General features: G+C 57.9%; 23 protein-coding genes. 5 read left to right on the forward strand and 18 right to left on the reverse strand.

The annotated features are described in order from the left end of the window. Positions 1-8: 8 nt before the first annotated feature. The 13 genes from SULPSESMR1_RS22425 to SULPSESMR1_RS22485 all read right to left on the reverse strand — a co-directional run bounded on the left by SULPSESMR1_RS22425 (position 9) and on the right by SULPSESMR1_RS22485 (position 12,130). The gene (locus SULPSESMR1_RS22425; protein WP_089423294.1) at positions 9-1,607 is read right to left on the reverse strand and encodes an acyl-CoA carboxylase subunit beta; all 1,599 of its coding nucleotides are present in this window, start codon (positions 1,605-1,607) and stop codon (positions 9-11) included. Continuing rightward, positions 1,604-2,227 (reverse strand): TetR/AcrR family transcriptional regulator, encoded by a 624-nt coding sequence (locus SULPSESMR1_RS22430; protein ID WP_089423295.1) that lies wholly within the window; start codon positions 2,225-2,227, stop codon positions 1,604-1,606. The genes SULPSESMR1_RS22425 and SULPSESMR1_RS22430 overlap by 4 nt, the downstream gene beginning before the upstream one ends. A gap of 73 nt (positions 2,228-2,300) precedes the next feature. Then, a complete protein-coding gene (locus tag SULPSESMR1_RS22435) occupies positions 2,301-2,735 on the reverse strand; it encodes a PaaI family thioesterase (protein WP_089423296.1) in 435 nt (144 codons plus the stop codon). Next, the gene (gene meaB / locus SULPSESMR1_RS22440) at positions 2,728-3,693 is read right to left on the reverse strand and encodes a methylmalonyl Co-A mutase-associated GTPase MeaB (protein ID WP_089423297.1); all 966 of its coding nucleotides are present in this window, start codon (positions 3,691-3,693) and stop codon (positions 2,728-2,730) included. Before meaB ends, SULPSESMR1_RS22435 begins: the two co-directional genes overlap by 8 nt. 5 nt (positions 3,694-3,698) lie before the next feature. Next, complete coding sequence (locus SULPSESMR1_RS22445; RefSeq protein WP_089423298.1) at positions 3,699-5,390, reverse strand: acyl-CoA mutase large subunit family protein; 1,692 nt, start codon at positions 5,388-5,390, stop codon at positions 3,699-3,701. A 15-nt stretch (positions 5,391-5,405) separates the two neighbouring features. Beyond that, the gene (locus SULPSESMR1_RS22450; protein ID WP_089423299.1) at positions 5,406-5,834 is read right to left on the reverse strand and encodes a cobalamin B12-binding domain-containing protein; all 429 of its coding nucleotides are present in this window, start codon (positions 5,832-5,834) and stop codon (positions 5,406-5,408) included. Continuing rightward, entirely contained in the window at positions 5,831-6,457 is a 627-nt protein-coding gene (locus tag SULPSESMR1_RS22455) for a TetR/AcrR family transcriptional regulator (protein WP_089423300.1), read from the reverse strand. The genes SULPSESMR1_RS22450 and SULPSESMR1_RS22455 overlap by 4 nt, the downstream gene beginning before the upstream one ends. A 200-nt stretch (positions 6,458-6,657) precedes the next feature. Further along, positions 6,658-7,344 (reverse strand): class I SAM-dependent methyltransferase, encoded by a 687-nt coding sequence (locus SULPSESMR1_RS22460; RefSeq protein ID WP_089423301.1) that lies wholly within the window; start codon positions 7,342-7,344, stop codon positions 6,658-6,660. Continuing rightward, the gene (locus tag SULPSESMR1_RS22465) at positions 7,341-8,138 is read right to left on the reverse strand and encodes an HpcH/HpaI aldolase/citrate lyase family protein (RefSeq protein WP_089423302.1); all 798 of its coding nucleotides are present in this window, start codon (positions 8,136-8,138) and stop codon (positions 7,341-7,343) included. The genes SULPSESMR1_RS22460 and SULPSESMR1_RS22465 overlap by 4 nt, the downstream gene beginning before the upstream one ends. Before the next feature lie 9 nt (positions 8,139-8,147). Beyond that, positions 8,148-8,882, reverse strand: a complete 735-nt coding sequence (locus SULPSESMR1_RS22470) for a GntR family transcriptional regulator (protein WP_089423303.1) — start codon at positions 8,880-8,882, stop codon at positions 8,148-8,150. Then, positions 8,879-10,024 carry an acyl-CoA dehydrogenase family protein gene (locus SULPSESMR1_RS22475; protein WP_089423304.1) on the reverse strand — a complete coding sequence of 382 codons (1,146 nt, stop codon included), beginning with the start codon at positions 10,022-10,024 and terminating at the stop codon, positions 8,879-8,881. The genes SULPSESMR1_RS22470 and SULPSESMR1_RS22475 overlap by 4 nt, the downstream gene beginning before the upstream one ends. A gap of 5 nt (positions 10,025-10,029) precedes the next feature. Further along, complete coding sequence (locus SULPSESMR1_RS22480; protein ID WP_089423305.1) at positions 10,030-11,436, reverse strand: MmgE/PrpD family protein; 1,407 nt, start codon at positions 11,434-11,436, stop codon at positions 10,030-10,032. 187 nt (positions 11,437-11,623) lie between these two features. Further along, positions 11,624-12,130 carry a MaoC family dehydratase gene (locus SULPSESMR1_RS22485; protein WP_089423306.1) on the reverse strand — a complete coding sequence of 169 codons (507 nt, stop codon included), beginning with the start codon at positions 12,128-12,130 and terminating at the stop codon, positions 11,624-11,626. A gap of 236 nt (positions 12,131-12,366) precedes the next feature. Between SULPSESMR1_RS22485 and SULPSESMR1_RS22490 the strand changes: the two genes are divergently transcribed. The 4 genes from SULPSESMR1_RS22490 to SULPSESMR1_RS22505 all read left to right on the forward strand — a co-directional run bounded on the left by SULPSESMR1_RS22490 (position 12,367) and on the right by SULPSESMR1_RS22505 (position 17,599). Then, the gene (locus SULPSESMR1_RS22490) at positions 12,367-13,491 is read left to right on the forward strand and encodes a CaiB/BaiF CoA transferase family protein (RefSeq protein WP_089423307.1); all 1,125 of its coding nucleotides are present in this window, start codon (positions 12,367-12,369) and stop codon (positions 13,489-13,491) included. A gap of 994 nt (positions 13,492-14,485) precedes the next feature. Next, positions 14,486-15,637: a C4-dicarboxylate TRAP transporter substrate-binding protein gene (locus SULPSESMR1_RS22495; RefSeq protein ID WP_089423308.1), complete on the forward strand. Its 1,152-nt coding sequence runs from the start codon at positions 14,486-14,488 to the stop codon at positions 15,635-15,637. A 63-nt stretch (positions 15,638-15,700) separates the two neighbouring features. After that, positions 15,701-16,240 carry a TRAP transporter small permease gene (locus tag SULPSESMR1_RS22500; RefSeq protein WP_089423309.1) on the forward strand — a complete coding sequence of 180 codons (540 nt, stop codon included), beginning with the start codon at positions 15,701-15,703 and terminating at the stop codon, positions 16,238-16,240. Between the two features lie 51 nt (positions 16,241-16,291). Next, positions 16,292-17,599, forward strand: a complete 1,308-nt coding sequence (locus SULPSESMR1_RS22505) for a TRAP transporter large permease (RefSeq protein ID WP_089423310.1) — start codon at positions 16,292-16,294, stop codon at positions 17,597-17,599. A 28-nt stretch (positions 17,600-17,627) separates the two neighbouring features. Here the strand turns inward: SULPSESMR1_RS22505 and SULPSESMR1_RS22510 are convergent, their stop codons facing one another. From SULPSESMR1_RS22510 to SULPSESMR1_RS22525, 4 genes are all read right to left on the reverse strand, one after another. Next, positions 17,628-18,263, reverse strand: a complete 636-nt coding sequence (locus tag SULPSESMR1_RS22510) for a 3-oxoacid CoA-transferase subunit B (RefSeq protein WP_089423311.1) — start codon at positions 18,261-18,263, stop codon at positions 17,628-17,630. Then, positions 18,260-18,925 carry a 3-oxoacid CoA-transferase subunit A gene (locus SULPSESMR1_RS22515; protein WP_089423312.1) on the reverse strand — a complete coding sequence of 222 codons (666 nt, stop codon included), beginning with the start codon at positions 18,923-18,925 and terminating at the stop codon, positions 18,260-18,262. The genes SULPSESMR1_RS22510 and SULPSESMR1_RS22515 overlap by 4 nt, the downstream gene beginning before the upstream one ends. 11 nt (positions 18,926-18,936) lie before the next feature. Then, positions 18,937-20,790 carry a TRAP transporter permease gene (locus SULPSESMR1_RS22520; protein ID WP_089423430.1) on the reverse strand — a complete coding sequence of 618 codons (1,854 nt, stop codon included), beginning with the start codon at positions 20,788-20,790 and terminating at the stop codon, positions 18,937-18,939. A gap of 169 nt (positions 20,791-20,959) precedes the next feature. Further along, the gene (locus SULPSESMR1_RS22525) at positions 20,960-22,087 is read right to left on the reverse strand and encodes a TAXI family TRAP transporter solute-binding subunit (RefSeq protein ID WP_089423313.1); all 1,128 of its coding nucleotides are present in this window, start codon (positions 22,085-22,087) and stop codon (positions 20,960-20,962) included. A 198-nt stretch (positions 22,088-22,285) separates the two neighbouring features. On the opposite strand from SULPSESMR1_RS22525, the gene SULPSESMR1_RS22530 reads away from it, so the two are divergent. Beyond that, entirely contained in the window at positions 22,286-23,206 is a 921-nt protein-coding gene (locus SULPSESMR1_RS22530) for a LysR family transcriptional regulator (RefSeq protein ID WP_089423314.1), read from the forward strand. Between the two features lie 78 nt (positions 23,207-23,284). On the opposite strand, the gene SULPSESMR1_RS22535 is transcribed toward SULPSESMR1_RS22530, so the two are convergent. Further along, positions 23,285-24,718 (reverse strand): hypothetical protein, encoded by a 1,434-nt coding sequence (locus tag SULPSESMR1_RS22535; RefSeq protein ID WP_089423315.1) that lies wholly within the window; start codon positions 24,716-24,718, stop codon positions 23,285-23,287. Positions 24,719-24,723 lie beyond the last annotated feature (5 nt).

A 24,723-nucleotide genomic window follows, 5' to 3' on the forward strand; every position in this document is an offset into this window, starting at 1 on the left:
GTACGGTCCTACATTCGGTAAACTGGGGAGTGTCCCATTGCATCAGGTGTGCTGGACACGATCGACAGACAAAGACCCAACACCTCACGGGTTTGCGCTGGCTCGATGATGCCATCATCCCAAAGCCGTGAGGTGGCAAAATACGGGTCCGATTGTTCGCCGTACTGGGCGCGCACGCGGGATTCGATTTCGTCCAGTTCTTCTTGCGTGGCGGTGGGGGCTTTGACATTGGTCCGGCGCAGTTCCAGCATCACGTTGCTGGCGATATCGGCCGACATCGTGGCCAGCACCGCGCTTGGCCATGCGAACAGGAAGTTCGGCCGAAAGCCGCGCCCGCACATGCCGTAATTGCCCGCGCCATAAGAACCGCCGACGATGACCGACAGCTTGGGCACCCGCGCGACTGCCTGTGCGTAAACCATCTTGGCGCTGTTCTTGGCTATGCCTTCGCGCTCGGCGACAGTTCCAACCATGAAGCCGGTGATGTTATGCAGAAACAGTAGCGGGATGTTGCGCTGATCGCATAGGGTTATGAAATGCGCGGCTTTCAGTGCCGATTGCGATAATAGCGCGCCGTTATTGCCGATTATCCCTACCATATGACCATGTATGCGGGCGGTGCCGCAGACAACCGTTTCGCCCCATTCAGGTTTGAATTCGCTGAAACCGCTGTCATCCACGGTGCGCGCAATAATTTCGCGCACGTCATAGGGCATTTTGGGATCGGCGCTGATCACCCCGCCAAGCTCTGATGCGGGGTATCGCGGCGACAGCACCGGCGCGACCTTTGCTGGCTTACGCTCAAAATTCGTCTCGCCGATCAGGGTGCGGGCCAGCGCCAACGCCTGGTCTTCATCCGCCACCAGATGGTCGCTTACGCCAGAGATCCGCGTGTGCATCGCGGCGCCGCCTAGAGTCTCGCCGTCAACCTCTTCGTTGATCGCAACCTTGACGATTGACGGGCCGCCCAGATGGATGCGTGCGTTGCCATCAACCATGATCACCTGATCGCTGAGCGCCGGAATATAGGCACCACCGGCGGTACAGCCGCCAAACACCACCGATATCTGCGGCAATCCGGCAGCCGACATGCGGCACTGGCGATGAAACGAATTTCCGAAATGGTCGCGGTCGGGGAACACCCGGTCCTGTTCCGGCAGATAGGCCCCGCCGCAATCCACCAGATAAAGGCAGGGCATACGGTTCTGTTCGGCGATCTCCTGCGCGCGCAGGTGTTTTTTCACTGTCTCGTGGAAAAAGCTGCCGCCCTTGACGGTAGCATCATTGGCGATGATAACCACATGCTTGCTCTTCACAAGGCCGATACCGGTAACGATTCCGGCCGCGGGGACCTGATTGTCATACTGGCCCCAGGCGGCAAGTGGCGACAGTTCCAGAAAGGCCGTGCCCGGGTCGATCAATCGGTCGATCCGGTCGCGCACCAGATGCTTTCCGCGCTCATGGTGGCGGGCGCGCAGCTTTTCCGCGCCGCCAGTTGTGGCAAAGGCCATGCGTGTTCGCAGAGTTCCCAACAAGGTTTGTGATTGCGCCCAGTTTTGTTCAAAAACCGGGGATCGGGTATCTATCCGGGTTGCGATGCGGCTCATGTGTTGTCTCCGCTTTGGCTGAGAATCCCGTTCAAGAATGTGTCGGCATAGTCATCGGCAAGATCCTCGGCGCTGCCCTTCTGGGGGTCGAACCATTCAAGCGTCGCGTTCAGCGCGCCGATCAGCAGCAAGCGAAACCGGGGCAGATTGACATCGCTGCGGATCGCGTCCCGCACCTTCAATTCTGACAACAGATTATCCAGGAAAGCCTCATAGGCGCGGCGAACCGGTAGGTTGGCGTCGCGCACTACAGGTGGCACTTGGCCGAAGATGCGCACGTTGGCCGAGGTGTAAGCGCCATGTTCCAGCAAAGCACATAGATGCCCACGGAGTACTGCACGAAATACGTCACGCGCGGGCGCATCTGCACTCAAGGCCGCCACCCTGTCGCGGACCTCGTCATGAACCGCTTGGATTCCTGCATCAAGAATTTCCGTGATAATGTCATCTTTAGAGGCGAAGTGATAGTAAATGCTGCCGGCCTTGATCCCCGCGGCCTCGGCGATCATGCGCAGAGATACCGCCCCGTATCCTTGGCGGCCTAACAGCAAGGCGGCCGCATCCAGAATGCCCGTGCGGCCTACCTCGGCGTTTTGTGCAACTGTTTTCGAGAGTGCCATCGTGCCCTACAAAAATTTACCTACCTAACACTTGTTAGGTGTCGGGCGACATCCTGTCAACCCGGTTTCAAAGTCAGGTAAAATTCTTGTGGCCAATGATATAGACCGTGCCTGTAAAGGACGCTATATGCCCTGCCGTGTCGCCGCTGACCGTCACTTCGTAGACCGCGATCTTGCGAGACCGAGAAACTTCGGTTGCTGTCGCGGTCAATACATCCCCAAGCCGGGCTGCGGCGTTGTAGGTGATGTGAACGTCAATGCCTGCCGCCAGTGTGCCATAGCTGTTCGACGCCACCCCAAAGGCACAATCCGCGACTGAAAAAATCGCGCCGCCATGGCAGGTTCCGTTGAAGTTCAGACTGTCCTGACGGACCGGCATCCGGACAATTGCATGACCGCGACCCATCTTGGCCAGTTCAGCGCCCAACGACTGCATATAACCGTCGCGCGCCACAAATTGCGCCTTCAACAGTTCAAGTGACGGTAGGTCGGTTGCAGAATCATCCATTGTCTTGGCTTTCGCATAGTCGCATCAGGACCTTTGTAATTGCATCGTCCAGACCGATTCCTGCCTGTTGAAGGTCCGAAACCACCGCGTCGATGGTTGCGCATGTATCGTTCAGAACGCGATGTTCTGCATATTTGGCGACGGATTGTGCCAGCAAGCGCCGGGTACGCCCGCCAAGGGCATCACGCGGGCCTTTCATTTTGCGCGTCGCGGCCCGGTGATCGACTGCGTCGGCCAGTTCGCACAGGCCCGTCCGATCGACTGCATTGGTCGCCAGGACCGGCACTTTCCAGTCGCCCGGCGCACGCAGGGCCAACATTGCCTGCAACTGACCAACTGTCCGTTTGGCCAGCGGCAAATCGGACTTATTGACGACCAGAATGTCGGCGATCTCGAGAATGCCTGCCTTGATCGCCTGAACGTCATCCCCCAGGCCCGGCGCCGAGATGACAATCCTGACATCCGCCATTTCCGCCATCTCGACCTCGGATTGCCCTGCACCCACGGTCTCCAGAACGATCACGTCAAAGCCCGCAGCGTCCATAAGGTCAGCCACCCGCGCGGCCGAAGCCGACAGGCCGCCCAGATGCCCCCGCGATGCAAGCGAGCGGATGAACACGCCGGCGTCCATCGTGTGCTCTGCCATCCGGATCCGGTCACCCAGAACCGCGCCGCCGGTAATCGGGCTGGAAGGATCGACAGCGGCGACTGCGACTGTCCGCCCCCGCCCCCGCATTTCCCCGATGAACGCATTCACCAGCGTCGATTTTCCAGCACCCGGCGGGCCGGTAAAGCCAACCACGATCGCGCGGCCCAGATGCGGCTGGATTGCTTTCAACAGCGCACTGACAGTTGGACCATCACGCTCGACGATGCTTATTGCGCGGGCAAGTGCGGCGGTTTGTCCGGCCAACAGACGCGCCAAAAGCCCCGGCTTTTCGGCGGTTTGATCCTGCACGGTGATCAGGCGACTACAAGCGGTTGGCCAAAGCCCAATTCGTCCCGCAACACCTTGACGATTTCACCCAGTGTGGCGCCAGCACGCACCGCGTCGATCTCGGCGGCGAAGACGTTGATATCTTCGGACCGCGCGGCCTGACGCAATTCCTGCAATGCATTGTTCAGCAAAGCGGGGTCGCGGGCAGCCTTGATCTTTTTCAGCTGCTCTACCTGTTGTTTCATATGTACCTGCGAGGGGCGCTTCAGGAAAGGTCGGGCTGAGGCGTCTTCATCCTCTTTGAATGCGTTGACGCCGACAACGATCTGTTCGCCGCTGTCCACCTGATCCTGGAATTCAAGGGCGCTGGCCCCGATCATTTCTTGCACAAAACCGCTTTCGACGGCCTTGAACATGCCGCCTTCCGCGTCAATTTCCGCAATGACATTCAGGATTTCCACCTCCATCGCATCGGTCAGGGATTCAACGTAATAGGACCCACCCAACGGGTCGATCACATCGCACAAATGCGCCTCGTGTTTCAGGATATTCTGGGTGGAAACGGCAACCTTGGCAGAGTCTTCGGTAGGCGTTGACAGAACTTCATCATAGCCGTCCGTGTGCATGGATTGCAGCCCGCCAAGGATGCCGGCCATTGCCTGTATCGTTACCCGCGCGATATTGTTCAGCGGCTGTTGCCGGGTCAGATCGCAGCCCGATGTCTGGGCGTGAAACTTGAACCGTTTGGCGCGCGGATTGGTGACCCCGAAACGATCGCTCACAAGCCGGTTCCAGATACGCCGTCCGGCGCGGAACTTGGCCACTTCTTCAAAGAAACTGATCGAGATGTCGAAAAAGAAGGTGAACCGTTCAAGGAATTTTTCCGGGTCCATCCCGCGCGCTTTGCAATCCTCGGCGTATTGGATGGCGGTGGACAGCGTCAACCCCATCGCCTGTGCCGGGGTCGCCCCGGCCTGTTGCATATGCTGGCCAACGATCGAAAAGGCGTTCCAGTTCGGCACATGCTCGGCCAGATAGGCGGCGGTGTCCAGCTGCACCCGGCGGGCACCTTGCAAAGACAGGCGATAGAACATGTGGTTGGCGACGAAATGCGAGATGTAGTCGCTTTGGTTTGACGTTCCGGTGACCTTTTTCCAATCGATCCCGCGCTTTTCGGCCACCACCAACATCTGCGCCAACATGGTGAACGGGCTTGGATCGTTCAGACCGATCGAAATCTCGTCAATCGGGATGTCTGCCAGACATATGTCCATGTCCTCTTCGGTATTGATAATGGTCCCGCAAGTGCCCAGAATTTCTGGCTCTACCTCATCACAGTCGATCCCCCGGTAGACCGAATTGCACGGTATGATGCTGAGTGCGCTGGCCCCTGAGGCCAGTATTTTCTTGATCCGCCCATTGAAATCCACCGGACGGCCCAGCCCGATCAACTGGCGCTGCGACCATGTGCGCCCGCGATGCATCGTTGGATAAATGCCGCGCGTCATCGGATCGGCGCCTGGAAACCCAAGTTTTTCGTTATAGGCACCATCGGGATCGCTGCCGGGCCAGTACAGCGGTTTAACCTCGATGCCCGAGCGGTTTTTGACAGGTTTGTCTTCGCCGATCAGGGCGTCGTAGTTCTGTTGCCATGTATCAAAGGCCGCCTGTTGCGTATCGGATCTGGTCGGCGATGTGGGTTTGTCGATATTGTTCATTATTTTGGCCTTTCCCTAGTCCACAGGGCGTTCGTTATTCGCAGCAATGGCAAGTTGCTCCACGACGCTCACGATTTCTTCGCGCACGGCACCCGGATGAAACACCTTGGAGATGCCCGCAGACAACAGGTCCGCCTCGTCCTCGTCCGGCACAATGCCACCCACGACGACGCGCACATGGCCAAGCCCGGCCGCATCCAGCGCAACCATCAATTTCGGAACCAACAGGTGATCTGTCGCCAAAGAGCTGATACCAATGACATCCACGTCTTCCTCAAGCGCCAGCGCCACGACCGCGTCGATCGCCTGCCAGGGGTTGGTGTATATCACCTCCATCCCGGCATCGCGCAGATAGGCCGCGATGATGCGGCTGCCCCGGTCATGGCCGTCCAGGCCGATCTTGGTAACCAGCACACGCGCCGGGGCCAAAAGAACTTCGGTCATCCTCGATCCTCCTCAAAATTTACTTCAACTGACGTGTCCGCACAGGCCTGTGCGCCGCGTACATTACCAATGAATTTACGGGCCAGTCCGGCTGGCCTATCGCGACCTTTGCGATACCAAACCGGGGCATGATTCATTGCGCCAATCAGCATCAGCCGCAGAACGCTTCGGTCGACCTGTAACGGCAAGGGCAACGCATCGCACAGCGCTGTGAAACGCGCCTCGTATTCGCGACGCAAACCAACCAGCGTCTTTTCTGCGTCTGGGACATCCGATGGCAGCGTCCGGATCACGACATGGGCATAGTTACTGGCCCCCAGCAGCATCGCCAGATGCGCCTCGCAGGCCGACTGTAGCCGCATCCACGGGTCCAACCCCGCCGTCGCCAAGGCCACATCCACGCCTTCGCTGATCCGCTGAACGCCCTCTTGGAACACCGCGACAAGCAGATCTTCCTTGGAGGCGAAATGATAATACAGCGAGCCGGGCAACATGCCGGTCGCCCGAGCGATATCGCGGGTCGAGGTGCTGGCAAAGCCCTTCTCAACAAACAGCGCAGCAGATGCGTCAAGAATGAGCTCTCGGCGGTTATTGATTCTGGCCTTGGGTGCCAAACCTGTCATTGCGGTCCCTTAACTAAGCAAACGATTGTTTGGTTATTGCGGGAATTGCCCGATTTGTCAACTGACTATTGCTGTCAGAGGCGCGGGCTGCGGCTTTCGCCGGGACATAAGATCGGAGCGGGGGAACAGAGCCGCCCCCTAATCAGCCGCAGGATAAGACTGTCAAAGAATCGAAGGGACGGTTTTGCATCTGATCCCGTCTATCTGGAACAGGTCAGACCAAAGACCAGCATGTGCGAAGTAAAACTGGCACTGCCGTCCGGCTTGGCGCTCTCGGAGTATTTTTGCGCCACTTGTTGTTCAACTTCCGGCGTGATCCGGGATTTCAGCCAGGGCAGGTGCATCAGATTTCGGCGGAACTGGTCGAGGTTTTCAAAGCGCAGCGGGCGGATGTAGTCGTGCCGCCCCTCAAGGCGAAACAAACTGCGCGATTGTGCCCGTTCGAGCGCGCGAAGCGCGGCCGCGCGTTCGATGCCTTCGTCGTGAAATATCTTCAGAATATCGTTGAAATCCCCAGCATAGGCCGGTTCACAGATATAGACATGTCCGTTTTTGCGCAAAACGCGGGACAATTCGTCAAAGGCCCCGTCCATTGCGTCGATCGGCACATGATGCAGTGATTTCATCATCACCACCACATCCAGGCCGTGATCGCCAAACGGCAGGGCCTGTGCCTCGCCCGTCAAAAACCGCACGCCTTGGCCGGGCTTGTTGGCAGATACATCGCCAGTATCAACGCCCGTCACGCTGGCCGCGCTGGTTTCCGCCAGAATACGGCGTGCGAAGCCGCCGCCGCCACACCCCAGATCCAGCACATCGCGCCCATCCAGCTCTATCGCCTGGCGCAGCGGCACCATTTCGTCATCGCGCACCTGGAGAGCGCTCATTCCAGCCCTTCCAACAGGCGCAGGGCTCGGGCGACCACGGGGGCGTCAATCAACCGACCATCAAGCCGGATCGCGCCCTTGGCACCGGCCTCTTCGGCGACAGCCTTGATGCGTTGGGCCTGTTCGATTTCCTCGGTGCTGGGCATGAAACCGGATTTGACCCCTTCAACCTGACCCGGGTGGATACACAGTTTTCCGCCAAAGCCCAGCCTGCGTGCGCGTGCGGTATCGCTTGCCAGAACCGTTTCATCATCCAGATTGACCGTCACGCCATCAAGCGGCGGCTCAAGCCCGGCCATGGCCGAGGCAACCACAATCCGCGAACGGGCAAACAACAGGCCCTGGTTTTCGTCTTCGACGCCAGTATCCAGCTGAAAATCGATCGATCCAAAGCCAAGTCGGCTGATGCCATCAACCTTCACCAGATCCCCGAGGTTCCACAGGCCAAGCGCGGTTTCGATCAGGGCAATCACTGGCAAACCATCCGGCAAACCAGATGTGAACCGGGACAGGCTGTCCGGATCTTCGGCCATTGGCAGCATCACCGCCAACAAGCCGGGACTGTTCAATATGGCCAAATCGGCCTCGTGCCAGTCGGTTGAAATGGCGTTGATACGCACAATAGCCTTGCCACCTGCGGCCAGCCATTCGGCGACATGGGCGCGGGCCGCGGATTTGGCATCGGGCTGAACCGCGTCTTCCAAATCTATCACGACGGCATCCGCACCGCTTGCGGTGGCACGCGCAAAGCGTTCGGGGCGATCTCCGGGGACAAATAACAAACAATTATGCATGATGGCCTTTCAGGGCAAAGCGGATGTTTTCACCCGCAATCTGTTGGAATAGGTGAACCGGTCCGCCGGATAGAGGTTGATGGCAACCTCATAGGTTTCGTGGTCATCGGTTTGATAGTGACGCGTGATGCGCAGCGCCGCATCCCTCTTTTTCGCACCCAGCTTTTCGGCCTCTTGCGCGTTAAGGCTGGTTGCGGTGATCTGCTGACGGACCTCGGCGGGGGTGACGCCAAAGCGGGCCTCGATCAGCGACCAGATCGGCAAGGATGAGCCTTCGACGTCTGCCTGCACATCGCGGTACGCCCCCGTCACGAACACGTCGGTCAGCGCCACCGGCAAGGGGTTATCCGCAATCTTGCGCAATCCATGCAGCCTTAACCAGTTCTGTCCTTGCGCGCAGTCAAGCAGATCAACAATGTCGCCTGACGCGTGGATTTCTTCGACGTCCAGCAAATGCAGGGACACATCCTGTGCGTATTGATGCAGGTCCGACACCGTATCGCCCACTTGTGTATATCGCGGCCTGATCCGGCTGGACCGCACAATGGTGCCAACCCCGGCGCGGCGCGTGACGAGGCCCTCTGCCTCTAACCGGCGCAACGCCTCGCGGGCGGTGTGGCGGGATATGGTGAATTGCTTGCAAAGGGTATGTTCCGGGGGCAGATGACTACCCACCGGATATTGGCCCGAAAGGATGCCATCAATCAGGGCTTGTGCCACAATTGCATAGCGGGGCGTGGTCATGCGGGGTGCCTTTTGATCAGCTCTTTGGCGATCAGGATGCGTTGCAATTCATTCGTTCCCTCGCCGATGACCAGCAGCGGCGCATCGCGATAAAGACGTTCCACATCGTATTCCTTGGAATAGCCATAGGCCCCGTGGATACGCAGAGCTTCGGCGGCGTTTTCCATACTCGCCTCGGTGGCGGCATATTTGGCCATGCCTGCCTCCATGTCGCAACGCTCGCCCCTGTCAAAAGCCTCGGCGGCGGCATTGGTCAGCAGGCGGGCGGCCTCGGTGCGGGTGGCCATTTCGCCCAGCTTCAGCTGGATCGCCTGATGTTCGCAGATCGGCTTGCCAAAGGTTTTGCGCTGCTGGGAATAGGCCACCGCAAGATCCAACGCCGCTTCGGCCACGCCCACGCCGCGCGCTGCCACATTGATGCGGCCCAACTCCAGCCCCGACAGGATCTGTTGCAGCCCGCGCCCTTCAACCCCGCCAATCAGGCAATCGGCAGGAACGTGGTAATCCTGAAACAGCAATTCGCAGGTATCAATGCCGCGATAGCCCAGCTTTTCAAGTTTGCGCGCCACGGTGAACCCTTCGCGCTTTTCGGCGATGAACAGGCTCATGCCCTTGTGGGCGGGGGTGGTTTTGGGATCGGTTTTGACCAACAGCGCAAGGCAGTTTCCGTGCAGCGAATTGGTGATCCAGGTCTTGGTGCCATTGACGATATAGTCATCGCCCACGCGCTTTGCCACCGTGCGCACCGCTTGTAGATCGGTGCCACAATCGGGTTCGGTCAGGCCAACCCCACCGCGCAATTCACCGGTGGCGAAGCGGGGTAGGTAATGCTGTTTCTGGGCATCGGTGCCGTGGCGCTGCACCGCCGAGGCCATGATAAGGTGCGAATTGATGATCCCCGAAAGCGACATCCAGCTGCGGGTGATGCGGGTGACTATCTTGGCATAGGTGCTGGTGGACAGGCCAAGCCCACCGTATTCTTCGGCGATTATGCAGCCGAACAACCCCATTTGCTTCATTTTCTCGACGATCTCGTGGGGGTATTCGTCGCGGGCCTCGAGGTCATGCACAAATGGGTCAACCTCGGCGGTCAGGAATTTTTCCAGCGCGTCAAGGATGATGGCATCGTTGTCATTGCTCATGGCCGTTACTCCGGATTGCCGGCCAAAAGCGCGGCCAGGCTGTTGGCGTTCGCCAGCCCGTCCAGCCCCAGAACCGCATCGCGGATATGCTCGGCGCGGCTGCGGGCGACGGCGGTGCAGGCGGTTTCGAAAAACTTCGCTTCAATTTCGGCGTTGGCCAGCGGGCGGTCTGGATTGCCCCGGTTGATTTCTTCGCGGTGGGACAGTGTCTGGCCATTCCTGAGGGTCACGATCACGTCGCCGGAATAGTATTTCGGGAAGGGCGCATCGGGGTAGTCCCCACAGGTAACTTTGGCAGCAATGGCCAGCAGGGCCGGATCATTCAGCGCGTCCAGCTCCTCTAGGCCGAAACAGCCGCGCACCAGCCCCGAGGCCACCGCCCAAGGGATCGAAAACTGCGCATCATATGAATTCTGCGGCCGCTGCTTTGTCTCAACCGGTTGGCAGACGGTTTTATGCACACCCGCAGGCACCAGGGCGCGGATACTGGCGATATCTTCGGCCATGACCCCATGCTTGCCCCGCAGCGCCATGGCGGCATCGGCGCAGGCGTGGGTGAAATGGCACGCAGGGATCGGCTTTATCGCCACATTGTTGATTTCCCAGCTTTCGCCCAGGTTTTGCGTGGCCAGCGACAGGTCCATTTCCGCCTGTTCGGCCGCGTGCAGATACAGCGGAAACAGCCCAAAGCGCCCCTCGTAGACCGCCTTGGGGCCGACGAACCCGGCTTTGGCCATCCCCGCCGCCGTGATGCCGCCCACCCCGGCCCAACCAGGGTGCATCCGCTTGGTCCAGGCCCCATCCTGCAGAAATTCCATGCTGCCCGAAGCCATCGACAGGGCAATGCCCTGCGCATCGGCCATTTGTGCAGCGCTCAGCCCCTGAAGGCGGCTGGCAATCAGAGTCGCGGCAAACACGCCAATTATACCGGTCGGGTGATAACCGACCTGATGAAAACCGCCCCTGGCAACGGATGCAAGACGGGTGGAAACCTCCATTCCCGCAATATAGGCGCTGAGCATGTCGCGCCCACTGGCACGACGATCCGCAGCCATGCCAAGGGCGGTGGGAAAGGCCGCTGCGGTGGCGTGGGTAACGCCTGCGACATGAGTGTCATCATAATCCAGCCCATGCACGAGCAGCCCGTTCAACATCACCGCATCGCGCAACGGCAGACGAGCGCCCATGCCGATCACCTGCCCGTCACCCGACCCAAAGCTGGACAGAGCCGACAAAGTGCGATGGGCAAAGTCATACCGGGTCGAGGCCAGCGCAATCCCGACAGCGTCAAGGATCAAATGGCACGCACGGCTGCGGATATCCGCCGGGATATCGTCATGATCCAGGTTCGCCACGAAGGTTCCCAACTGCGGAGCAATCAGCCCGTTCGCGCCTAGCGTCTCATCTGTCATTTGGCTCTCTCCCAGAGTTTTGTATATTCAAAGAACGGTGTGATTTCAGGACGGAAGGCAGCCAGACCCAAGCCAGCCAGCCAGCCCTAACCAGCAAGACACCTGAAACAAAACAGCATCAAGCCTCAGGCAGCCCTGTAAAACGGCGTTTTGCCATCTTGCGCCCGCGATGCTTGCGCCAACTAAATCAATAGTTTGCTTTCCCCTGCACCGCAGTTTCGCGCGAATGCACCAGTGCGCTGCGCACAAAGCTCATGAATTCGGTGCCGTCTTGTTTTATGCCCCGAGTGCGCACCGTCACGATGCCCTGTCCTGGGCGCGATTTCGACGGGCGCAGCCCCAGTATCTCGGATTCCGCATAGATGGTGTCCCCGGGAAAAACCGGAGCGGGCAGCTTGATGTCGGTCCAGCCCAGATTGGCCACCGCCTGCCCGCTGATCTGGGGCACCGACATGCCTGCCACGATTGCCAGGGTCAAAGTCGAATTGACCAGCGGCTTGCCGAACTCGGTCTTTTCCGCAAAGGCCGAATCGCAGTGGGCCGGGTGGTGGTTCATGGTCAGCAGTGAAAACTGGATGTTGTCGGTTTCGGTTATGGTGCGACCAGGGCGGTGTTCGTAAATGTCGCCAACCTTAAAATCCTCGAAATACATGCCAACTTCGGCGCGATAGCGGTTCTCACCGATTTTTCTCATAGGTAATCCCGTTCGATGCTGGACTAATTGTCCGGACATTTATATCAACGCCCAGACACCCCGTCAACAAAGGCTTGTCATGATGCGCAGCACCGACCAGAACCCAACTGATAAATCGGCCGACATTCGTTCTGATCGCCCCGGTCACGCGCGCATGATCAGAACGCAAACAGCGCGCGGCGCCAAGAAGCCCCGAATGTGCCGGGCATGCCGCGATCCAATTGAGGAGTTGAACCATGCAACCATTAAACGGGCTTCTTGTTATCTCACTGGAGCAAGCCGTTGCCGGGCCGATGGCCAGCCAACGGCTGGCGGATGCCGGGGCACGGGTCATCAAGATCGAGCGCGTCGGCGGAGAAACCGCGCGCCATTATGATGCCGTTGTGAAAGGCACGAGCGCTTATTTCGCATCGCTGAACCGTGGCAAGGAAAGCGCCGAGCTGAACATAAAAGAGCCATCGGATCGTGATGTGCTAGAACGCATGATCGCCACGGCAGATGTCTTTATTCGCAACATTGCGCCCGGTGCGGCGGCACGGCTTGGGCTGGATGCGAAAGATCTGGCCGAGAAATACCCGCGCCTGATTGTGGTGGATATCTTTGGCTATGACCAGAACAGTTCTTATGCCAAACGGTTGGCTTACGACATGCTGATTCAGGCGGAAAGTGGCCTTTGCGACGTCACGGGAACCCCGGAAGAGCCTGTAAAGGTAGGCGTTTCGGTCGCAGACCTCAGCACTGGCATTGCCGCCTATTCAGCCGTGCTCGAAGCCCTGCTGGAACGCGGCATCAGCGGCAGAGGCAAGGCGATCGAAATCCGCATGTTCGATGTGATGGCCGAACTGATGAGCGTGCCGTTGCTGCATTACGATTATGCCGGGAAAACACCCAAGCGGGTTGGGTTGGCGCACACGGTGATCGCCCCTTACGGCAAATTTTCCTGTAAGGATGGCGATATCATTCTGGTCTGTCAGCAGCACTCAGAATGGCTCCGCTTTTGTGAGGGCGTGCTGCAAATGCCTGACCTGCCCCAGGATAAACGGTTTATCAGCAATGCGGACCGCGTCGCCAACCTGGAGTCATTGTTCGAAATTATCGGCAAAGTCTGCGCCACGCTTACCCGCGCTGAGATCACAAAACGGCTGGATGCCTGGAAACTGCCCTGGGCCAATGTTTCCACCCTGCCCGATTTGTCCACCCACCCCGCCCTGCGCCGGATCGACATCTCACTGGAGGGGGACCAGACCGCTACACTTCCGGCCTCGCCTGTGCGTGATGATATCAAGTCACGCCGGGTGCCGGGTACAGGCGAACACACAGAGGTGCTGCGTAAGGAGTTCGGGCCATCAGCCAGCCTGTGAACAAGGTTGATACTGACCACCTTCGCAATAGAGGCGCCGCTCGGAAAAGGGTGAGGACATCATCACGCACAGGCGAGACACCTCTGCGCCAGGCCAGGCCCCTGCCCGGGCTTGGCGCGCTGAAATCGCTCCGTCATTGGGATTGCAACCGTTGCGTGTGGCCGAGCCGCTTCTTCTGTACGCCTACAAAACGGACCGGGCGGGTCGATCTGTGGGCTCGCGACAGTTCTCCCGCCCCCGACATGCGCCCCACACAGATTGGGGTTTGATGCCCTCCAACACCAGAAGGTTTCGGCCGTCCTATTCTTTCCGCTTGGAGGCACCGGCCAGGACAACGCGTGGGCGGGGCGGTGTGCGCCACCAATCAGCAGGTCAAACACCTCATCTCTCAGGTTAGGTTGAGGGGGCAGCTCCATGAGGCGAGCCGCTTCAGCGCCCATTTACTTACTCAGCAACACCGGGAGCTCAAAATATTCATGCATTTTCAAATTCTTGGGTGCGTCTAAATGAAAACTGAATTCAGGAACTTTTCTATTTCTTCGGAAGAACGATCTTCTGTATAAGAAATCTATAGGACTCGGCGATTCGCCGTTGGCACATGAAACTCTGCCATCGGCAACGAGCGGAAAAAACTCTGGGGAGGGTATAGTTTTTTTGCGAATAGCGCTGGCAAAGCACAATCGAAGCTTCGCCTTTCGGGGTCGCCTAGTGAGCTATGTTCGCTATCGTCCTGGAGTCGCAATTTGAATGAAGCCTGCGCGCGACGGGGTGCTGATCCTGCCAAAACTTGGCCGTCACCTCAGGCGTTGGATGCCATGAATATGTCTGAACGCGGAGAAATCACGTGTCAAAGCTAAGGACAGCGCGAGCAATGGGAACCGATAGAAGAACAACCTAACCACAAAACGAAACACCCGTGCGATTATGCCGTGCGGATGATCGGCGTCATCAACAAGTGAGGCGCCAACACTATGATATCGAACTGGAGGAATACATGCACTATCTGAAGAAACTAAAGCTCACGACAGCGGGATTTGGCCTTGTGGCTACTCTCAGCGCCACAGGCGTTGCAGCAGAAACCCTGAACTACGCCATCGGCTTTCCGCCCGGCGGTGCCGCAACCGACGGCATCAAGGAGTTCAACGAGTTGCTGTCAGCCGAGGGCGACGTCAAGCTGAAGGTCTTTGAACTCTCGCTGTTGAATCTGAAAGAAACCGCACCGGGCGTGCGCGATGGTCTGGCTGATGCGGGCTATGTCATCACCGCCTATTACCCGGCAGAATTTTCCGAAATCAACTTGCCGGCAGAAATGTCGATGCTGACCAATATCGGCACGCCGCCCAAATCTTCGGGCGCTGTGATGGCTGGAGTGATCACCGAATACGCAATGCTGCATTGCCTCGATTGTCAGGCGCAATTCAAACGTGAGAACCAAGTATTCCTGGGGGCGATGGGCACTTCGGAATACGTCAGCCTGTGTACGTCTCCGATCCGCGCCGCTGAGGACCTGAAGGGCAAAAAGATGCGTTCTTCCATCGCCGCGATGGGCCGTTGGGCAGAAAGCTTTGGCGGGACCAAAGTGTCGCTGCCGGCCAACGACATCTACGAGGCGATGTCGCAGGGCGTGGTGGACTGCGCGATGATTTCCGCCCCAGAATTGGGCAACCTGCAACTGTTTGATGTGACTAAATATATCACGCTGAATGCACCCGGCGGATCTTTTTCCGGTGTTGGCGCGCTGAATGTGAATCTGGACACATGGCATGACATGTCGGCGGAAGACCGGGCGCGCCTGATCGCGATGGCCCCCTATAACACTTCCTATGTGACGGTGAATTATTCAGATAATGCCGCGACCGATCTGGAAAAGGCCACAGAAATGGGTGTCGAAATCATCGAGGCACCGCAGGCGCTGCGGGATGCGACCGAAGCTTTCGTCACACAGGACATTGAGCTGATCAAGACCAACTTTGCCAATGACTATGGCCTACAGAACGTTGATGAAAAAGTCGAAATCATCATCGCTCTGATTGAAAAGTGGAAAGGCTTGACTGACGGAATCTACAACGACAAAGACGCTCTGGCGCAAGTCTATGCGGCAGAAATCTTTTCGAAAGTCGCGCCTGACACCTACTACATGGACTAAATTCATTGAAGGGGCGGGTGCGATGCGGCCGCCCTTTTTTTTGACGCATATAAGGAGGATGTGATGAAGCAAGCCAATAAGATACTCGCTGCGGTGGCCAGCGCCTATGCGGTGATCGGGGCCATTTCCGTGGCGCTGATGATGCTTCACATCACGGCGGATGTGATCGGGAAGTTCGTCTTCAACCAGCCCCTACCGGGCACAATTCCAATTGTTTCGCAGTTCTACATGGTCTTCGCGACCTTCTTGCCGCTGGCAATGGTGGAACGTGCCAATTCTCATATCTCGGTCGAGATCATCGTCCAGAATTTCCCCAAGAGGATGCAAGACTTCATCGCGATGCTGGCCTGTGCCCTTGGCACGATCATGTTCGGCCTGCTGACCTGGCGCGCGTTGATCGAGGCAGGGCGGAAATATTCCGTAGGCACCTTCAGTTATGAGCAAGGCCATAAAATCCTGACATGGCCGACCTATTACATCGTACCGCTTGGTACAGGGCTACTCACGCTCGTTATGTTTTACAAGCTGGCCTGCTATTTCACCGGCTACGGGGATGATACCCCACCCGCCAAAAATGACGTGACCACCCAGGGGACCGTATGACACCTTCCTTCGCCCAACACACAAGCCTAACAGAAATCGAGGCCCGACATCATGACTGATGTTCAGATAGGGTATGCTGGCGTTGCCGTGCTTCTGGCCCTGATCGCCTTTCGGGTGCCTATTGGTCTGGCCCTGATTTCCGTCTCCTTCGGTGGGATATTTATACTGGTGGGCGAACGCCCGGCCTTTGGCGCGCTTGGGGTCTTTCCTTACGCCTTTTCGGCAACCTGGCATCTGTCCTCGATCCCGATGTTCGTTCTAATGGGGTTCTTCTGCTTCCATGCCGGGCTGACCAAGGGTCTGTTCGGCGCGGCGCGATTGTGGCTGTCGGCGCTGCCGGGCGGGTTGGCAATTGCCGGGGTTCTGGGGTCTGCAGGCTTTGCAGCTGTGACCGGGTCGTCGGTCGCCTGCGCCGCTGCTATGGGCAGGATCGCGGTGCCCGAGATGCTGCGCTATCGCTATGATCCGGGTCTGGCGGCTGGATCCATCGCCGCGGCAGGGACGATTGGCGCGCTGATCCCGCCCTCTATCCTGTTCATTCTGTACGGCATCATCGTCAAGGTGCAGGTTGGCCAGCTATTTCTTGGCGGTCTGGCCGTTGGCCTGCTGACCGCAACCGCCTATAGCGCCGTGATCATCGTGCGCGTGGTGCGCAATCCGGATCTGGCCCCCCCGATTGCGGAAGAGATCAGCTGGAAGATGCGCCTGGTCGCGCTGGCGGATGTTTGGCCGGTCCTCGTGCTGGTTCTTGGCGTCTTTGGCGGGCTCTTTGCCGGTGTCTTTACCCCGACGGAAGCGGGTGGGGTTGGTGCCGCGATGTCGCTGACGATTGCGTTCTTCAAACGCTCCATCGACTTGCGCGGAATCTGGTCTTCCCTAATGGAGACACTTACGATCTCTTCCTCCATCTTCATCATCGCCATCGGGGCAAGCATGCTAACCCGGTTCTTTGCCTATTCCGGGGCTGGTGATGAGATCGCGGCGATCGTTCAGGGAATGGGCGTCAGTCCGTTGCTGCTGATCATGGTGGTGGCGTTGCTCTATATTCTGCTGGGTATGTTTCTGGAGCCGATCGGGGCGATGCTGCTGACAATGCCGATCCTGCTACCGCTGATCGAAACCGCCGAAATTAACCTGCTGTGGTTCGGTATTCTGGTCGTCAAGCTACTGGAGATTGGGATGATCACTCCGCCAATCGGACTGAACGTCTTTGTGCTGAAAAGTGTGATGGGCGAGCAGATATCCACTAGCACGATTTTCCGCGGTGTGATGTGGTTCATTTTTGCGGACATCTTGATCCTTGGCCTTATGGTCGCCTTTCCGGATCTGGTTCTATATCTGCCAAGCCTCTTGCAATGACCATTCACACATATCGCGGTTAAAGGCCCTATGTGTGAATGGTCGCTTCGGTGGCGGATTGGACATCCGCAACCGTGTTTCCCTCTGTCAGCTCAACCAGGCGGAACCCGTCTTTGGTCACATCAAGCACCGCAAGATCGGTGTAGACCCGATTGACCACACCCAATCCGGTCAGCGGATATGTGCATTTGCGCATCAGTTTGGGGCTGCCATCGCGGTTGGTGTGTCGCATCATCACAAAAATCGTGGGCACCCCGACCACAAGGTCCATCGCACCGCCAACGGCTGGCGGAAATTTCTGGTCAAGCGTCGCCCAGTTTGCCAGATCCCCGTTCTCGGCCACCTGATACGCGCCCAGAACAGCAATATCGAGATGCCCGCCCCGCATCATCATAAAACTATCCGAGTGCTCGAAGAATGACGCTCCAGGTGCGGCCGTGATGAACCGCTTACTCGCGTCGATCATCTCGGGATCCTCCTGACCGTCGGGCGGCGTGGGGCCTACGCCCAGTATCCCGTTTTCGGAATGATAGATGACCTCGCGGCCTTCAGGCATATGGGCGGACACATGGGTCGGCTTTCCGATCCCTAGGTTCACATACGAGCCGTCGGGAATGTCGCGTGCCACACGCGCGGCCAAGGCATTATCACTGAGATGGATCATGGGCGCACCTTATATTCGACGACACTTTTTATGAAAACGCCTGGCGTTATAACGTGCTCAGGCTCAAGGGGGGCAGGTGAAAGATGGCGGACCTCGGCGATGGAATGGCGCGCCCCGGTTGCCATGATCGGATTGAAATTCCGTGCGGTGCCGTGATACCTCAGGTTGCCCCAAGGATCACCCTGCTCGGCGCGCAGCAGCGCAAAGTCCGCAGGCAGGGGTTGCTCCATGACAAAGCCGCGTCCGTCGATGACGCGCGTTTCTTTGCCCTCGGCCAACAGCGTGCCATACCCTGTGGGCGTCAGAAAACCGCCAATGCCCGCCCCCGCTGCGCGGATACGCTCTGCAAGCGTACCTTGCGGAACGATCTCCAGTTCGATTTCGTCGGCCTCGTACCGCTTTTCGAACCAGATGGAACCAGGTGTACGCGGGTAAGAGCAAATGACCTTCGCCACCCGTTTTTCCTTGAGCAGCTTGGCGATACCCGTTTCGCCCGCCCCCGCATTATTAGCGATAATGGTAAGCCCCCGCGCGCCATTTCCCAAAAGCGCATCAATCAGACCAAAAGGAATACCTGACGATCCGAAACCGCCAATCATAATCCGCGCGCCGTCTTTTATTGGGTCAACAGCCTCGACCAGATCCTTGCACCGCTTATCCATGGCCCCACTCCTTAAAGGTTTGCTGCGTTCTTGCGGCGTTGCAGGATCAAATTCACTGCGATCACCGCAATCAAAAGAGCCGCACCCACAAGGCCGGTTATGAACACGGGCACGATGATTAACAGGCCACCCGCCAAAAACAGGCCGCGGCTGGTCAGGCCAATCTGGCCGACCCCGTAAATCCAGCTCTCGAAGGCCGACGTAATCGCCCAGATGGCAATCAATGTCAGCGCGATCCGCTCTACGATGTTAATGACGCTGCCCACCATGATCAGGGCGGGGTCATAAACAAAGATAAAGGGCAGAATGAACAGAGGCAGCCCCAGACGCATCGCCCGAAACCCTGTCTCCATCGGCTTGGAGCCAGCCACGTGCGCCGCGGTGATGGCCGCCAGCGCGACGGGCGGCGTGATGTAGGACAGCATACCCCAGTAGAGAATGAACAAGTGGCTGGCCAAAGGATTAAGCCCTGCTTGTATCAATGCCGGTGCCAACAAAATTGACAGGAAGATGTAGCACGCCGTCACCGTCATCCCCATCCCCAGCACGAAACTGGTAACTGCGCCGGCAAGCAACATCAACGGCACATTCCCATCCGCATAGAGAAGTAACTCTCGCGAGAATGCGCCCGCCACACCTGTGTAAGAAAGCCCGCCAACAACCAGCCCAATACCGGCCAGAACTGCGACCAGTTTGGCTACATTGACAGAAATATCCATCAGCAGAAGTTGAGCGCGCACCAGCGTGAGGCGGCTGTCCTTGCGGAACGATGTCGCGACCAGCATCACGACCGAAGCATAGTAAGGCGACCGCGACTCAAGCCGAAGCACCATCAGCACATAGATGAGAACAGCAAGGCTCAGTAGATAGGGCCAACCTCTTATCAGCACGGGCCAGACTTTCGGTATCTCGGAACGGGGCAGACCTTGCAGCCCATTGCGTGCCGCGAACATGTCAACCTGCAACAGCAACGCCACATAGAACATCAGGGCCGGAATGATCGCCGCAATCACGATTGTAGAGTATTGCACGCCCAGAAATGAGGCCATAACGAAAGCAACAGTCCCCATCACTGGCGGCATCAACGTAGCTCCCGTCGAGGCACAGGCCTCGATCGCGGCGGCATAGCTTGCCGGATATCCGACACGGCGCATGGTTGGAATTGAAAACGGGGCGGATGTGAGGATATTGGAGATCACGCTCCCCGACAGGGACCCTAAAATACCCGATCCCAGAACGGCAACCTTGGCAGGTCCCCCCCTGCGATGGCCCAGCAACGCAGCCGCCAGATCCATGAAAAATTCGCTGCCCTTGGTCACAACAAGAACAGAGCCGAAAATGACAAACCCGATCACTAGCTCGGCCACAACCTGCATCGGAATTCCAACGACGCTCTCGACCCCGAGAACATGGGCCCGTACAGTTTCCAATAGCGAGAACTGTGTGCCCCAAAGGAAGCCCGGCATGTGTCCGGCATAAAGCGGGAATGTCCCAAACAACAGCGCGGTTATAAGCAACACAGAACCGCCAGCACGCCGTATACCCTCCAGAACCAGCACCAGCAGAATAGCGGCCATGATATCTGCGGTCAGGGGGGCTTCATATTCCCACCCTCGCTGGATGATGTCCAAACCGTGATTGCCAAGCCACCCCGCGCTGACAAGCGCAAGCACAGCCAGCCCGGAGTTCAGCCAGATCGGACCCATTGATGGGCCAGCCTTCATAGGGACCGACAGAAAAGCAACCGCCAGAAAAATCCCGATCAGGTAATACAGGTATGCGTTCCCAAGCGGCTGGAACCCGAAAACATTCAGCAAAAACTGTTGATTTACTGCCAGTAGAACGCCGGACGCGCCCAACAACATGATAAGCCAGCGCAGCGGGCCTGATGGCCCTGCCGCGGCATCAGCTTCGCCTAACGCGTATTTGGCCACGTCCAGTGTGCCTTTGTCGGTCATAGATCCGTCCTAAAATGCATGTGTAAAAGCCCCCCGGCGCGCATGGCGCCAGGGGGCGAAAGCTGCCTTCGACAGATCAATTAAGTGCGGCGACGACCTCAGCGCGACGCGCCATCCACGCTTTGGAAAAGTCTTCCTCGGCCAGTCCGGCGTTTGCGTCGAGAAACTCGGCCCACGCGCTTACCAGCGCATCCATGCGCGCGGTGCGTTTCACGTTCCACGCTTCATCCTCATCAGTCCAGATGCCGATCTCGCGCAGATAACGCACGGCACCCTCATGGAACGGCACATCAATCGCCGGACGGCCCGACCGGTCCAACGACCAGCGGGTCATTGTCGCCGTGCCATTTTTATAGAGGTCATAGGTTTCATCCAAAGCCTTGATGAAAGCATAGACCTCGTCGGCGGATTTTTCGTTCGTCGTCGTGATCACGGGATAGCGATAGGCGGCCATCTTTGCGGTTTCACCTTCGGGCAAGCCTGCGGCCACATCTTCATTCGAGGGGCTCATGATAGGCAACACCTCGAGCAGCTTGTCCCAGCCCTCTTTGTTGTCTGGCTCAAGCGGCGCATAAAAAATGCCGCGCGGGCTTTCGGCCAGCTCATAGAGGTGGCTTGTTGTTGGTGTTGTGCAGGTCGCGTCAGACTCGTTGCGCGTCATCGAAGACATCGCCGAGCCATAGGTCGGGAACATGACGACCTCAACATCATCAAGAGTCAGACCACCAAACGCGAGGATCGCTTCGCATTTTACATTCACCGACGGGTTGCCCGCCACAAAAGCGATCCGCTTTCCCCTCGCATCCGCAACGGTTTTGATCCCTGCGTCACCCGCAGCGACCAGCGTGATGCCCGCAGGACGCCCGGCAACAGCGCGCAACTGGCGCGGGCCCCAATCTGCTGTGGCGAAATCATACGCGCCTTCGCCAAGAAAGAAGGCTTCGGTCGCCAGAAACGCATAATCTGCACGCCCTTGCAGCAACGGTTGCAAACGACCAATGCCGCTGCCCGAAGGCTGAATCCGAACGCGCGTGCCAAACGACTTCCCAAAGGCGTCCGCGATGGCCGACGCTTCCGCATAGCCAGCCGAGCCGACATCATACGAAGTCCAAACCATCGTTTCTGGCAGTTCCTGACTGATTGCCGGCAATGCAACGCAGGTTGCCAACACGCTCAGTGCAGACCGCAAGTTAAAATATTTCATCATTTTCCTCCCAAAATGCGAAGACCCGGACCTTTGCACCACTCCTGCCGTCCGGGTTTTCCCCAATACTGCAGATTGACCAGTGCTGAAGCCTATCAATACGACAAGCAGGCGCGCCTCCATTCGAATGACAATGGGATACTTGTTCACATAGCACAAATGCATTATGGACATTCCAGAAATAGAAAATGGGTATAGATGGAATTCCGCCTTCTCCGTAATTTTAGCGTGATCGTCGAACTGAGCAGTATAACAGCCGCGGCGGAGCGCCTTGGCATTGCCCAACCCGCACTAAGCCGTCAGGTTAAAATCCTGGAACAAAATTTTGGTGTTCCGCTGCTGCATCGACATGGGCGGGGTGTCACGCCGACAGAGGAGGGCTCACGGCTTGTTTCCCGCGCAAAGCTGATCCTGGAGGATATGAAAAACCTTCAGACCGAGGTGAAGGGCGACCCCAAATCGCTGTATGGCACGCTCACGCTCGGACTGCCGCCTACTGTTGCCGACGTTTTGGCCACCCATCTCATTATACGCACCATGGAGAAATTTCCGGACGTCAACCTGCGGATCGTCTCCGGCTTCAGCGGCCATGTGCAGGATTGGCTGACCCGTGACAAAATTGATCTGGGCGTTGCGTATGAAGGGCAGAAATCAAAATTCATTAAGTCGCGGCCAATTCTTCTTGAAAATCTCTTCCTGATCCAGCCCGCCCAGCCCAACTGTGACGACACGCCGATCACCGCCCAAGACGCCCTGCGTCAGCCGCTGATCTTGCCAAATTCGGAACATGGCCTGCGCAGCAGGGTTGAACACATCGCCCAAACTGCCAAGATCGACCTGAACGTCGTTCTTGAAGTCGACATTCTGCCGACAATGCTGTCATGCGTCGAGCGCGGATTGGGGAGTACCATCCTGCCTTTGGTCAGCGTCATTCACCATATCCGTTCGGGACAATTAGTCGCCCGCCCGATTGTGCAGCGCCCCATCGACCGAACGCTGGTTCTGATGACCCCCCTCAATCGTCCGATCTCCCGGTTGCCAGAAAAATTTTCAGAGTTTATGATTTCAGAAGTCCATCATCTCGTGAGCTCGGGCGAGTGGTCCGGCACGACGCTATAGGCTCCGCAGAGCAACACAAGCCCGGACAAAACTGGGTTAGGTTCAAATGAATTAGGCGCCGCGGTCGCGTGGCACGTCTCAGATCGCACCGCTAAGCATCAATCCCATCAGTAAAGCACCCCAGAACAACAGCAATACTGCGCAATAGGTGCCATTCCAAACTGGCCCAATCAACCCTGCCGGTCGATCAATGATCGACGCGCACAGTGCGATCGTCGTGATGAAAGGCGACAGACCGATGACCGCCGTCCAGCCGCCAATAATTGCGAGCGCGATGGTCAGGTCGTTCAGGCCAGGCAACGCCAATTGCGAGGCAATGGCACCGAACACCGATGCGGTCACGATCGGGTTCACGCCGACAAAGGCCAAAACCACGACGGACATCATAAGCCCCAGCGCCAATGTAACCGGCCCAAGGGATAAATCCGCGAAAAAGTCCCGCAATCCATCCACAGGAATGACGGCGATCAAAACCACGGACAGGAACCCTGCGGCCGCAAACACGCCCACTTCACCCGCCGTGGCAGGCATCCGGCGCCAGCTGTCCAGGAGTGTCGCATTGATTGTCTTCCATGGCCCGCCCGTTAATTTTCGCGACGAGAGCGCTGACCAGAAGATCGCGTAGCAAGGCGCTAGCAGCAGCAGGGATTCCTGAAATGTCAGTGATGACACTTCGTGCATGGTAACAATCGACAAACCCAATATCACCACATGCCCCACCAATAGCGCCGCCCCTCTCCAGCTGGTCACCTGTGGCCGCCGCCCTGTCACGGCTCGCTGCGACAGCCGCCGGTTCTGCACACGATCAAGGCTCCAACCAATCGCAATGAAGACAAAACTTATGGCAAACCCGAATGGTCCGAAGTCAAAATAGGACAGGCTGGGCAATGTAATGAGCACAACATTTGCGGCAAACCCAAATGGCGACCATAACGAGATCAGACTGAACCCCCGGATAATGGCAAGCGTCATCCGGCGTAACCTTGCCTCCTGCAAATCAGGGGGCAACTGCATCGTTGACGGCTCCGCAAGCGCGCGTTTGGCCAGATCAAGCAGAATGACCAAGCCGCCAAAGTTGATCAGGACCCCGAATAAATGCCCACCAAACGACAGCGCCAAATAGCGCCGTGAGGGCGGTTGCCCTGTCAAATAGACACCTGCCTCGCCGACTTCTGGTGCCATCATCGCGGCGGATCGCAGCGTGCCCAGAAGAATGATCAGGGCCCCCAAGAACAATGAGCGCCCGATTGCATCCATCAAGACCTCTGAGGGAACATCACGCCAGAGCGCGACAATCAGCGCGCCGCCGGACAACAGCACGGCAACCCAAGTGGCGATGCTGAACAGGCGCCAGCCAAGCGCCAGAAATAGGCCCAGCGCCATCCCCGCCGTGAGAATAAGCCACGGTGCATCCACAAAAATCAGCCCGACGGCAGCGGCCAAAACAAACGTCAGAAGACCACTGCGCAACCGGCGGACACCGCCATTGACTGGGGTTGAGGCACCTGGCATCCGGT

It is taken from the genome of Pseudosulfitobacter pseudonitzschiae, from assembly GCF_002222635.1.
Lineage (GTDB): Bacteria > Pseudomonadota > Alphaproteobacteria > Rhodobacterales > Rhodobacteraceae > Pseudosulfitobacter > Pseudosulfitobacter pseudonitzschiae_A.